The following is a 13,774-nucleotide window of genomic DNA, read 5'->3' as shown; positions in this document are numbered from 1 at the left end:
TGACAAAGGAGACGCCCCCATGAAGGACTCCGACACCACCGTCGACAACGGGGCCTACCTGACCCGCGAGGCGCTGATGTCGCTCAGTCGCCGCGTGCTGGAGCACCAGGGCTTCAGTGCCGAGCAGGCCAGGGCCCTCGGCGAGACCCTGGTGGCGGCGCAGATGGACGCTAGCCACTCACACGGGCTCTACCGTCTGCTGGGGATCGTCCAGACGCTGCGCCAGGGCGCGGCGGTCGCCGACGCCGTCCCGGAGGTAGAAGACGTGGCCGCCGGGGTGGTGCGGGTCGATGCCGGCGGTGGCTTTTCACCGCTGGCCTTCGAGCTGGGGCTGCCGCTGCTGGTGGACAAGGCCCGCGACGCCGGGGTCGCGCTGATGGCGATCAATCACTGCGTGCATTCCACCGCCTTGTGGGTCGAACTCGAGCGGCTGACGGAACAGGGCCTGGTGGCGATCGCCTGTAACCCCACCCAGGCCTATATGGCGCCCCACGGCGGCAGTCGCCCGCTGTTGGGCACTAATCCGCTAGCCTTTGGCTGGCCCAGGCCAGGGCGCGAGCCGCTGGTGTTTGATTTTGCCACCAGCGCCATCGCCCGGGGCGATATCGAGCTGCATCGCCGCGAGGGCAAGCCGATCCCCGAGGGCTGGGGGGTCGATCGCGACGGGGGGCCCTGCACCGACCCAACGGAAGTACTGGATCACGGCGCCATGCTGCCGTTTGGCCAGCACAAGGGCTCGGCACTGGCGCTGATGGTCGAGCTGATCGCCGGCCCGATGATCGGCGACCTGCTGAGCGTCGAGTCCAGCGAGCACGACGCCGGTCGCGCAGGGCTTCCGTACCACGGGGAACTGATCATCGCCATCGACCCGGCGCGCACCGCAGGCGCCACCAGCGAGGCGCACATGGCCAGGGCCGAGCGCTTGTTCGACGAGCTGCTGGGCCAGGGCGCACGCTTGCCGGCCCAGCGTCGTTACCGTGAGCGGGCGCTGAGTGAATCACGTGGCGCCTGGGTGCCCCAGGCGTTGCTCGATGATATCGAGGCGCTGCTGGCGTGAGGTGACGCGGGGCGCCTTAGCCGAAGGTGTCGCCGCCCGGCCGAAGGTACATGAGGCTTACACGAAGTCATTGCCGCGCCTCTGGGACGCGCCGTGATCATTTCCTACGCTGGGGTACGGTTGGGCAGCGACGCCCGACCGAGAGCTCATTTGTTCGAAGCGAGGGCATGTCATGGCAATGACAGGGACGTTATTGGTGATGCTGGCATCGCTGCAGTGGGGGCTCGCCGGCGGTTTCGGCAGCCTGCTGTTGCAGCGCGACTGGACGCCTGAGGCGGTGTCCTTCTGGCGGGCGCTGGTGGGGGTGGGTGTGATGCTCGTGTGGCTGGCGCTGTCCTGGTGGCGGCGCGGGCGACCGACGGTCAACCGCCGGATGGCGATGTGGGCAATGCTCGCCGGGTGCGGTATCGCCGCCAACTTCACCTTTTACTTCATCAGCATCAGCGAGAGCAGTGTGGCGGTGGCGGCGACCCTGATGTACAGCGCGCCGATCTTCGTGTTCGTCGTGTCCTTCCTCACCGGGGCCGAGCGTCCGTCATTGGTGCAGTGGCTGGCCATGGCGGTGGTGATGGGCGGTATCGTGCTGTTGACCGGCATCTACCGCGCCGACGCCGGCGTGGTGACGCCTTTCGGGATCGCCGCCGGTTTGCTGGCAGGCGTCGGTTACGCCTTCTTCATCTTCGGCTTTCGCTTTGCGGCATTGCATGGCTCGGCCACGGCGGCGCTGCCGATGGCGCTGGCCACCGCCGCCCTGTTGATCCTGCCGCTGGCGGATTTCTCGACGCTGGCCTCGGTGCCTGCGTCCGCTGACGTTTCGCTGTTTCTGCTGGTCGGTGTGCTGGGCGGCGCGCTGTCGTTCTTCTGCTACGTTGTCGGCGTGCGCTATACGCTGCCGACCATGGCCTCCATCGTCGCCATGGTCGAACCGGTCACCGCGACCTTGTTCGGGCTGTTCGTGCTGGACGAGAGCCTGACCCTGCCTCAGGTCGGGGGCATGCTGCTGATTCTCGGCGCGGTGACCGGTATCAGCCTGCTCAAGCACCGTGCGGCGACAGCCTCAGAGTAGGCAAGTCGCCTCGATAGCACAGACGTCGTCGGCGCCACGGTCGTCACCGTCTGCCGACCTGGCAGAGACCAGTCCTGCGAGGGGCGCTGCGGGCCTTGAGCTCGGCGCCCGGGCTACTCCAGTCCGATGTTCTTGGCCGGGAATTTCTCGAAGGTGGCGCGATGGGCGCCGGCTTCGGCCACCATGGACGCCTGCCAGGCGTTGCGTCGGTGGCCGACGGTCATCTGTTCCTTGGGGTCGATGTAGAGATTGAACAGCCAAGGGGCCAGGGCGGTCCTTTCCACCGTCGCCATATCGATCCAGCGCAGGCCATCGTCGGCGCGCACCACAGCGGTATGCATCTTGTACTCACGCATGCGCAGGGCGGTGAACTGGTTGCCCAGCCACATGTAGACCTGCTCGCGGTGGGACTGACCGTTCTCGGTAAGCAAGAAGGACGTCTGGTCGATGCCGTCGATGTAGCGGTCCTGAGGGATGCCGTCTTCGGCGCCGCCCAGGGTGGCGAAGGTATTGAACAGGTCCATCAGATCGAACAGGCCGTCGGAGCGCTGGCCGGGCGGGATCATGCCCTTCCAGTAGGCGATGCCCGGGACCCGCACGCCGCCTTCCCAGGTGGTGCCCTTGGCGCCACGGAAGGGGGTGTAGCCGCTGTCCGGCCAGCTATCCATCTGGGGCCCATTGTCCGAGGTGACGAAGATGAAGGTGTTCTCCAGCTCGCCGCTGTCATCCAGCGCCTGAACGATGTCACCGATATAGCTGTCGACCTCGACGACGGCGTCCTTGTAGGGATACTTCGATGGACTGGCGCCGCGAAACGCCTCCGATGGCCAGTTGTCGGCGTGCACCTTCATGAAGGCGTGGGTGATGAAAAAGGGCGCGTCCTGCTGCGACAGCCGCTGGATGCTGTCGACGGTGTAGTCCCTGAGTCGGGCGTCACCCTCGGCCATGTCCTCGATGGAGCTGACCTGGCTGACCACCTCGGTGGTGCCGTCGGCGAGGCCGTGGATCAGGTTGTCATCGGCCTTGATCCGGTCGTAGCGCTCAAGCTTGTCGTCATCCAGTACCAGGTCGGGATAGCGACGCTCATCGAAGCGCTGGGTGTATTCCTTCTGCGCCCGGTAGTAGCCGTAGAACTCGTCGAAGCCCACATCGTGGGGGCGCATGCCTTCTTCTTCCCCGATATGCCACTTGCCCACCAGCAGACTGTAGTAGCCCTGGTTCGACAGCAGCCTGGCAATGGACGTCTCGCCTTCCCATGGATTCACGCTGACGCTGTCGCCGGCAAGGATCGGGCGGATCAGGCCGGTGCGTACCGGCAGACGGCCGGTAAAGATGGCCGCACGTGTGGGCGTGCAGGTGTACTGCGAATAGGTCGACGTCAGCATCAGGCCTTCATCGGCCAGCCGGTCCATATGCGGGGTGGGGGCGCCGACGGCCTCGCCACCACCGAAGGCGCCAGGGTCACCGTAGCCCAGGTCATCGACGATAAACAGCAGGATATTAGGCTTCTGGCCCGCGCGGGCCTCGAAGTCCGCCAGCGCCTGGGCGGCCGCAGCCTGCTGCTGGGGGTGGGGAATGGCCGGTTGACGATGGTCGTTTTCCGCCACCGCCCGGGACAGCGTGCTGGCCATGGCGATGGGGGCCTTGGCCGCCAACAGGCCTGCCGACAGGGCCACGGTCAGCATTGTCGCAGCGATGGAAGTCCTCATTTTCCACTCCATGTGTCGGGCCCAGGGAAAGAAGAGAGCCGCGGTGCCAGGGGAGACATGTGATCACTGAAGCAGGACGCTGTCTGGCGCCTGATGTCTTCCCGGTATCCGTCGGGTGGTGCCAGGATGTGCAGCATTGGCGTGTTGCTCGGGCGTGGTCGCAGTGTGGCGAGTGAGGTGGGAGGGCGCCATCCCCCGAAAGGCATAACGGCCTGGGCTCCATCGCCAGGCGGGTGCTTCCTGATCTTGCCCAACAAAAGTGGACACCGGTCTATGCGATCATTCGAGCTTCGAAGGCTGCTGGGCTGATCATCCCAATGGCGCTGTGGCGGCAGTGACAGCGGCGCAGACAGCGAACAAGCGCTGGCCCTGAGCGTCGCCGGTGCCGGCGACACCACCCTGGAGCGCATCGGCCAGGAGGCCGCGCTGCTGGTGGAGTAGGCAGTGGAGTAGAGAGTGGAGCAAGCGGTCGAATAGGCCGTGGAGCAAGCGGTCGAATAGGCCGTGGAGCAAGTGGTGGATCACTCCAGCGAAAGTCCCCTTCGATCACCCGGCCCTTGGCCGGGTGATGTTTTTTGCATAGCGACGAGCCTCCCTCGAGTACGAGACGCCTCGGCTATCTCGCATCGCTACGAGCGCTCCCAGCCCTCTCTCCCAGCCCTCTCTCCCAGCCCCCTCCCAGCCCCCTCCCAGCGACAGGGCCGTGCACTGCATCCTGCAAGCGCAGCAACTATCGGCTGTTCTTCGGGCGGTGATCTCGACCCACAACATCAGCACTTTAATTCGGCCAATCGGGGTTTTTATCAAAAGGTGATAATTTTTTGTTATGGCGTTATAGCGACGTGCGTAAAGGCCGGCGTGTACTCGCTTATGGAAAGATGGAAGCGTGGTTTTTGTTTTTTCAGTTGTCGAACTGACAAGGGAAGAAAATCGTGACGTAAAATCTAGAGTGTTTTGTGTGATTGTTCGCAGTCATCGTTGCCCGAGGCGTGGAATAAGCATGCAAAATTGTGCTTAATCGATTGTGTAGTCGCTTAATGGCAGCGACCTTGGTATTTATTTATAAAGTTAAGTGTCGAATTATCAATCATTTAAAAATTTGTGAATTTTTTATCACAAAGTGTGAGTTGGTGGCTGAGGTGTTTTCTGACGCGCAATTATCTGTTTTATAAAAAAGAAATTTTTGATGTCGGAAAACAACGAGGCTTCGAGTGATAATGATGTTCGTCAGTCCAGTGTCGAGAGCGAAAATCAGTGCCTAGGTTTAAGGCAGACGCAGGAATCACACCGTGCTTGTTGCCTTGTTTTCGTTGTTTGCCGCCACCAACCGGCGGCGAGGACACTCCCATGAATACCGACACTGAAAGAGCCAATGCCAGCGCCACTGCGCTGATGAATACCCGCGGCGTGGAGCCCGCTGTCCTTCTCTCTGTCACCGATGGCGGTGGGAGTTATAGCTTCAGGCTGAACCACGACTTTGGATACAACAGAGATCCTGCCAGCAATGAGCCCTATCGCTGGGTGGCTCCTGACCTCCCCGAACTGACGGCGGACGGTGAGCCAGTGGGGTTTCGGATTTCACCCGACGGGCAGCGATTGATGCTGTTCGAGGAGAGTTTGCTGGACGAGGATCCGGGAAGAGCCCTGCTGATCCTGCAACTGACTGACGACGACGAGTTGGTCACTGTTTCGGTGAATCGGAAACTGGACCATACCGGGCCTGATTTCGACGACATTCTGTCGTTATCGTTTCCTTTCATCGCCACCGACAACGAGGGCAGGGAAGAGAAGGCCTGGGTCGACATCAATGTGGTTGATGTAGCGCCACCCACCTACTCGGGGTACAACGGCATCGATACTCCCAGTTCGGTCGTTCCGGGGAACTTTGTCGTCGATCGCTGGAGGATGGATGCTGGCAAAGAAGGGCTCGACCGGGTCTTTGTCAGCCTGCCCGGTGACGACACCGAATATCCACTGGGGGCGATGATCGACACCGACAAAGGCCTGCTCGCCGTCAACTTGGAATATTGGGTGTTCAAGGCCGACCCCGATGCCGAGGGATCGTTCGAGTTCCAGATCGTTGTCATCGATGGTGACGGCGACCGGGTGAACATCGAGGCCCACTTCGATATCCGAGAATGTGAGAACAGCGAGGTGGCGACCACCCCGGAGACCGATGGCGATCCCACCACCGAACCGGCCCACGCTATCGTCGATGAAGCCGCCTCTTACTACGGTAGTGCCAGCGGCTCAGGCACAGGCGAAACGGTCGTGGCGGCCGGGTCGCTGGGCTATGACCTCGGCAGCGATTGCTCAGAAGAAACTGGCTACGAAATTCAACGGGTGAGCAGCTTCGATTGGGATATCGCCAGTTTGCCGCGTCTGACCGCCGACGGCTATCCGGTGTCATGGTTGATTGACGCTAGTAGCCACAGGGTGCGTGGGGTTGCCTACGATAGTGACGCCCAGGAGGAGTATGCGGTCATCGAGGTGGTGCTTACCGACTTAGCCTCCGGCAGCTATGAGGTACGGTTGCCTGACGTTAGACACTTTGCTGACCGCGACCAGATTGCCGCACTGGATCACTCAGGCGCTGGCAACGATGACAGTATTCACTTCGAGTTGGGCTATGTCGTCGTCGACGTCTCTGGCAACAGCGCTTTCGGCGTGCTCGAGGTCACGGTCAATGATGACGCTCCTCGCGCCAACGACGACAGGGCTTCCACGTCCAAGGACACCCAGGTCATCGTCGACGTGCTGGCTAACGACGTTCTCGGTGCCGACGGTTCGGGTGGGGTTGTCGCGGCCAGCGTTCAAGGGGGAGCCGATGTCGGTAGCGTCACGGTCCGGGGCGATGGCCGCTTGTCCTTCGTGCCTCACCCGGACTTTCTGGGCGATGCCCTGATCGATTACACCAGCAGCGATGGCGATGGTGACACCACCCAAGGAGGTCTGACCGTCAATGTCCGCGACGCTGCCTCGACGACGCGGTCCACTCCGGAAACCGACGACGACCCCGATACCCAACCGGCCAGGGTCGTCGTCGATGAGGAGGGTCTGCCCGGGGGCATTGCTGGCGGTATCGGCGATATCGCCGGCGAGTCAACGGTCGCCACCGGTTTCCTGGGTTATGACGCTGGCGACGATGGGGTTGCTGGTTTCTCCTGGATTCGTAGCTCCTATTTGGTAGATGTGGAGGTGAGAGGGGAAGTGCCGCGCCTGTCACTGGTGAATAATGGACGGACCTTGATTGCCAAGGACGCGCAGTTCGGCTCGGTATTCAGGCTTGAACTTGTCGATATCACGACGGGTGAATATCGCTTCGAGCTGTTCCAGCCGCTGGATCACTCGGATCCAAGTATCGAGGACAATGTCGACTTTGTGATCGACTATGTCGTTACCGATGGTGACGGCGACACGGCTGAAGGCGTACTCGAGATCCGTGTCAATGACGACGCCGGCCGCGCCAACAGCGATAGCGCCGCCACCCTCAGTGCCACCCCGGTCATCGTGGACGTGCTGAGCAACGACGAGATCGGCGCCGAGGGCGTACGCAAGGTCATGCAGGCAAGCGTTCAGGGCGGCGACGCTGTGGGCACCGTGTCGATCAATCCCGATGGCACCCTGACCTTTGTTCCCGCTGTGGGATTCTCCGGCGATGCGCTTATCGACTACGCCCGCTCCGATGGCGACGGTGACTTCCCCGTCGGCACCCTCACCGTGTCTGTTGCGGCCGTCAATCCTGACGGGCTGATCACGCCACTGACCGATGGCGACCCCGACACCCGGTCGCCCAAGGCGGTGGTCGACGAGGATGGCCTGGCAGGCGGTATCGCCGGGGGGGCCGGCGACACGGCTACCCAGAGTCGCGTGACCATCGGATCGCTGGGCTACGACTTCGGCAATGATGGTCCGGGTGGCTTCCGCTGGCACACCGATGGCCTGCCGATACTGACCTCCGGTGGCGATCCGGTGAGCTGGCGGCTAAGCGGCAATGGCCGTTCGCTGCTGGGCGTCGACAGCGGTGGCGGCAGGGTCATCGCGGTGCAGCTTGTCGACGTGGTGACCGGCCGCTACAAGGTGACGCTGGACAAGCCGCTGGATCATGTCATTTCGGGCATCGAGGACGACCTCTCTATCGAGGTGGGCTATACCGTCACCGACGGTGGCGGAGACGTTGCCGCCGGCAGGCTTGACATCGTGGTGGACGACGACAGCCTGGTGGCCCGAGACGATAGCGCCACAATCGCCGTCGACACGGCGATCAGGGTAGCGGTGCTGGACAACGACGGGCTGGGCGCCGATGGCCCTGGGGGCATCATCGACGCCAGCGTGCGCGGCGGGCCAGCGGTCGGCAGCATCACGATCAACCCCGACAACAGCCTGACCTTCGTGCCCCACCCGGAGCTTTTCGGCAGAGAGGTGCTGATCGATTACGTCGTCAGTGACGCCGACGGTGACACCGCCGCCGCCACACTCAGCGTCGTCGTCGAAGGTGGCGACGCCGGCGGCCCCACCACCCCGGACAGCGACGGTGATCCTGAGAACGTGGCGCCCACCGCCATCGTCGATGAGGACCGGCTTTACTTGTATGCCTATGAAATGACTGGCCTGGAAGGTGGTTCCGGCGATATCGGATACTACCAAGCCTATTACGACGGTTTTCTGGGCTACGACTTTGGAGAGGCTGGGCCTGGCAGCTTCCGCTGGTCCACCGATGGCTTGCCCGAATTGAGTGCGAATGGTGAGCCTGTGACCTGGTCGCTCAACGCCGCTGGTAACAGCCTGATCGGCAAGGCCCGCGGTCTCAATATTTTCGGCTACTATGACCAGGTAGACGTGATCAGTATAAAGCTCCTGGGCCTGGAGCCGGGCATCTTCAAAGTTGAACTGCTAAAGGGACTGGATCACAGCGACCCCTACCTGGAAGACGACATCACCTTCAGCGTCGGCTACGTCATCACCGATGGCAACGGCGATAGTGCGCAAGGCTCGCTGGACATCCTGGTGGACGACGACAGTCCCCGTGGTGGTGGGTACAGGGGATGGTACTTCACTGGCACCGATACCCCGGTCAGGTTTGATCTGCGGGATGACATCCTTATCGGCGCCGACTTCGAGCGGGTCGCCAACTTTCGCGCCGAGGTCGTCGGCGGCGATGGCGTTGGCCAGGTCAGCCACGAAGAGGGTGATTTTTATGCCACCTTCACGCCGCATCCCGAGTTCCACGGCACGGCCTTGTTGCAGCTCGGATACACTGACGGTGATGGCGATGAGACCGGCGGACGTGTCGAGGTCAGTGTCGGCGCCTCTGGCAACAATGTACCGATCACGCCGCTGAGCGATGGCGACCCTGCCACCGTCTCGGCCCGGGCCGTGCTCGACGAGGAAGGCCTCGCCGGTGGCATCGCCGGCGGCCCGGGGGACGTGGCCGGAGAGGCCAGGGTCGTCACCGGATCGTTGGGCAATGACTTCGGCAAGGACGGGCCGTGGCTGTTTCCCTTCCACTGGGTCACCGATGGCCTGCCGGCGCTGAGCTCACAGGGTAGCCCGTTGAGCTGGTTGGTCAACGGTACCGGGCATGAGGTGACGGGCGTGGATGCGCTTGGCAACGAGGTGATCAGCGTCCGCATCACCGATCTCGAGCAGGGGCTCTATCGTGTCGAGCTGCACCGGCCGCTTGACCACGACGATGCCAGCCTCGAGGACAATATCGATCTGACCGTTCGCTACATGATCACCGACGGCAACGGCGACACTGCCCAGGGCCAGCTAAGGATCAGCGTGGATGACGATAGTATGCTGCTGGTCGATGACAGCACCACTACCGACAAGGCCAGCCCGATCAGCGTGGACGTGCTGGCCAACGACCAGTACGGCGCTGATGGCCTGGGTGGTCTCGTCTCCGCCAGCGTGCGCGGTGGGGCAGCGGTTGGCAACGTCACCATCAATCCCGACAGCACCCTGACCTTTATCCCCCACCCTGACTTCTCAGGGAGTGCGCTGATCGACTACACCGCGAGCGATGCCGACGGTGATACCCGCAGTGCACAGCTCCGCGTTGTGGTCAAGAGCGATGATGCCGGTATTCCCATCACTCCGGAGACCGACGGCGACCCCCTGTCCAACCCCGCCAAGGCCGTGGTCGACGAGGATGGCCTGGCGGGCGGCATCCACGGCGGTGTCAGGGATGCGCCCACCGAACTCACGGTCGCGACGGGCGTGCTGGGCTATGACTTCGGCAGCGATGGCCAGGGAGACTTTCGCTGGAGCACCGACGGCCTGCCGTCGCTGACCAGCGGCGGTGATCCGGTGACCTGGCGGCTCAACGGTAACGGTCGTTCGCTGGTGGGGTTTGACAGCAATGGCGATAGGGCCATCTCGGTTCAGCTTGTCGATCAGGCGACCGGCAGCTACAAGGTGGCAGTGGCAAGGCCGCTGGACCACGCCAACGCCAGGGTCGAGGACGACCTCAACTTCGTCGTGGGCTACAGCGTCAGCGACGCTGACGGTGACACTGCTGAGGGTGTGCTGCGCGTGACCGTGGATGATGACCGTGGTCGTGCCAACGACGACAGTGCGCGCACCGATCGCGCGACAGCGGTCGAAGTGGACGTGCTGGCCAACGACGACCACGGCGCCGATGGCCCGGCACGGGTGATCGCTGCCAGTGTCCAGGGAGGCGCGGATGTCGGCAGCGTCACGCTAACCAGCGCTGGCGTGTTGACCTTTGTGCCACAGGCAAGCTTTAGCGGCACCGCGCTGATTGATTACACCGGCAGCGACGCAGACGGCGACATTACCGCTGGACAGCTCAGCGTCAGTGTCGACCAGGGCACGGATCGTCCTACCACCCCGGAGACCGATGACGATCCAGCCACCGGACCCGCCACCGCGGTTGTCGACGAGGACGGCCTGGCCGGTGGTGTTGCCGGTGGTCCGGGTGATGCGCCAGGCGAGCTGACCGTCGTGACCGGCTCGCTGGGCTATGACTTTGGCTCTGATGGGCGTGGAACCTTCCGCTGGAGCACCGACGGTCTGCCCTCCTTGACGTCACAAGGCCGCCCATTGAGCTGGTCGCTCAATGCCACCGGCCATACCATGACGGCCTCCGATACCGAGGGCAATGGCGTCCTGCGCGTCAGAATCATCGATATTCTCAACGCAGAGTATCGCGTGTCACTGCTCCGACCGCTTGATCACGATGATGCCATGAGCGAGGACAGTATCGACATGGCGCTGGGCTACGTGATCACCGATCGTGACGGCGAGGCTGCGCAAGGCGTGCTCAATGTCAGCGTGAATGACGACAGCGTTCGCGCCAACGATGACAGTGTCAGCACCGTGAGCGGTGACCGGGTCAGGGTGGATGTGCTGGCCAATGATGAGTTCGGCGCCGATGGGCCGGGACGTCTTGTCGGCGCCCGCATTCAGGGTGGCGCCGACGGCGTCGGCACCCTCAAGATCCACCCTAACAGTACCTTGACCTTTGAATCCGATTCGTCTTTCTCTGGCGTTGCGCGTGTTCACTATGACGCAATGGACGGCGACGGTGACATCAGTACCGGCACGCTTGTCGTGGACGTCGAAACCGATGACATCCCGACTACCCCGGAAACCGATGACGATCCGAACACTGTCCCTGTCAGGACCTTCGTCGACGAAGACGGGCTGCCAGGCGGTATCCCGGGAGGAGATGGGGATGTTGCCACCGAACGCACCGTCGCCACCGGCTTGCTGGGCTACAACTTCGGAAATAACGGTCAGGGTGGTTTTACCTGGCATAGCGACGATCTGCCGACGCTGACGACCGGCGGAGATCCGGTGACCTGGCAGTTAAGCGGTAACGGGCGTTCGCTGCTGGGCGTAGATAGCAGTGGCGACCGGGTGATCTCGGTGCAATTGACCGATGTTGCCAGCGGTAGCTATCGAGTGGCGCTGTTCCAGCCGTTGGATCACGAGCCGTCCCCCTCGTTGTCTTATGTTGTAGAGGATAACCGCGCCTTAGAGGTTGGCTATACCGTCACCGATCGCGACGGGGACCGTGCCGAGGGTGTCTTCCTGCTCTTTGTCGACGACGACGCCGGCAGCGCCAGCGATGATAGCGCCAGTACCGACAGTGACACCCCGATTACCGTGGATGTGTCCACCAACGATAAATATGGCGCCGATGGGCCGGGGAGCATCGGCGGGTTTGGCCTTCAGGGAGGGGCAGGGGTCGGCAGCATCACGGTCAATGCCGATGACACCGTGACCTTCATACCCAACCCGAGCTTCTCCGGCGTGGCGGAGATCGACTACAGCGGCAGCGACAACGACGGTGACAGCAGCGAGGCGACGCTCTCTATCGATGTGACGGGTGGCGACCCCACCAGACCGACGACCCCGGAAACCGATGGCGACCCCGCCACCATGGTGGCCGAGGCCGTCGTCGATGAGGATGGCCTCGGCGGCAACCCCGGCGGTTTCAATGACGTTCCCGGTGAGCAGACCGTGGTGACCGGTTCGCTGGGCTATGACTTCGGTGAGGGAGGGCGTGGCAGCTTCCGCTGGACGACAGAAGGCATGCCGTCTTTAACGTCGCAAGGACGCCCCCTGGCCTGGTCACTCGGTAGCTCCGGCCACAGCCTCCTGGCCTCCGATAGCGACGGTAATACTGTGATTGGCATCGAGATGACCGATATCGACAGCGGCGACTACCGCGTCGAGCTGTATCGTCCGTTGGACCACAAAGATGACCTTGGGGAGAGTGATATCAATGTCGCGGTCGGCTACGTCATTACCGACGGTGACGGCGATACTGCTGAAGGACAACTCCGGCTGACGGTAGATGACGACACGCCTGTGATCACTGCTGATCTGGAAGGCTTTACCTTTTATAGCGGCATTCCGGTGACCCTCGATTTGGTGAACTTCGGCGGCGATGGCTACGGTTCCCTGAAGGTGAGAGTCTCCAGCGGTGATGGTGGCCAGGTGACGATCAATCCCGATCATACGGTGACGTTCTTGTACGACGGGGGCTTTATCAGTGAAACGAGTCTCTGGGTAGATGCTGCTGATAGCGAATACGATGAGGCTCGCAGTTTCGCTAGAGCCAACGTGGCGCCAGCGCCAGCGCCAGCGGATGCTGACGTCAGTGCCTCTGCCATTGGCGACACAGGTGTGCTTGTGACAGGCGAGGAAGTCGCTGCCCAGACGGACCGGCTGGCGCTGTCGGAATTGCTTGATGACGAGAGCGACGAGGAGGTATCGGTCTGGCTGCCTCCGGAACAGGACCAGACCGACAGCGTAGGCCCCGCGTCGGCAGGGGGCAGTGGTGGAGGCAGTGGTGGCGGCAGTGGCAGTGGCGCAGACAGCGAACAAGCGCTGGTCCTGAACGGTGCCGGTGTGCCGGGCGCAGGCGACACCACGCTGGAGCGCATCGGCCAGGAGGCCGCGCTGCTGGTGGAGTAGGCAGTGGAGTAGAGAGTGGAGTCAGCGGTGGATCACTCCAGCGAAGATCCCCTTCGATCACCCGGCCTTTGGCTGGGTGATGTCTTGTCGGCTATCGCAATATTTTTTTGCGTCTTTTTTAAGTCGATAAACCGGCTGAAATTCTGCCTCGACTTATCGATGATTGATGGGTGTTTGTCCTGTCGTGTGATCAATGTTGATCGATCAATATTCCAAAAAGGTGGCGGTGACCTACAAGGTGATATGTTGGCTTTTATAAGCCATGGTAGCGCCGGCGTTGAACCGGCCTACAGAACTGTGTTGTTTCGAGTTTTTCGATGCCGGAATCTCATATTTTCAAATCGGTGGAAAAACAGAAAGTTGTTATTTATCAGTTGGTAAGAGATTTCGTGAATTTTCTTTCGTGTGGCTTTTTATGCGAAGTGGTTTTTTGCTGATTCGCAAGTGTCGGTTTTTTATGAAAGTCGCGGTTGGCACCAGGAATCGAGG

Annotated in this window: 4 protein-coding genes; 3 read left to right on the top strand and 1 reads right to left on the bottom strand. The window is 62.1% G+C overall.

Going from position 1 to position 13,774, the window contains the following annotated elements; genetic code table 11:
- The first annotated feature begins 19 nt into the window (after window positions 1-19).
- Window positions 20-1,057, top strand: coding sequence for an Ldh family oxidoreductase (locus tag NH448_RS06080; protein WP_253028522.1), 1,038 nt, complete (start codon window positions 20-22; stop codon window positions 1,055-1,057).
- 172 nt (window positions 1,058-1,229) lie between these two features.
- A complete protein-coding gene (locus tag NH448_RS06075; RefSeq protein WP_286985701.1) occupies window positions 1,230-2,123 on the top strand; it encodes a DMT family transporter in 894 nt (297 codons plus the stop codon).
- A 113-nt stretch (window positions 2,124-2,236) separates the two neighbouring features.
- Here the strand turns inward: NH448_RS06075 and NH448_RS06070 are convergent, their stop codons facing one another.
- Window positions 2,237-3,832: an arylsulfatase gene (locus NH448_RS06070; protein WP_253028520.1), complete on the bottom strand. Its 1,596-nt coding sequence runs from the start codon at window positions 3,830-3,832 to the stop codon at window positions 2,237-2,239.
- A 1,347-nt stretch (window positions 3,833-5,179) separates the two neighbouring features.
- Here NH448_RS06070 and NH448_RS06065 point away from each other — a divergent pair.
- On the top strand, window positions 5,180-13,285 hold the full coding sequence (locus NH448_RS06065; RefSeq protein WP_253028519.1) for a tandem-95 repeat protein: 8,106 nt from the start codon (window positions 5,180-5,182) through the stop codon (window positions 13,283-13,285).
- The last annotated feature ends 489 nt before the right edge of the window (window positions 13,286-13,774 follow it).

The organism is Halomonas sp. OfavH-34-E, from assembly GCF_024124525.1.
GTDB classification, from domain to species: domain Bacteria; phylum Pseudomonadota; class Gammaproteobacteria; order Pseudomonadales; family Halomonadaceae; genus Halomonas; species Halomonas litopenaei.
Note: the sequence above shows the minus strand (reverse complement) of the source record. Positions and strands in the feature narration are given on the sequence as shown.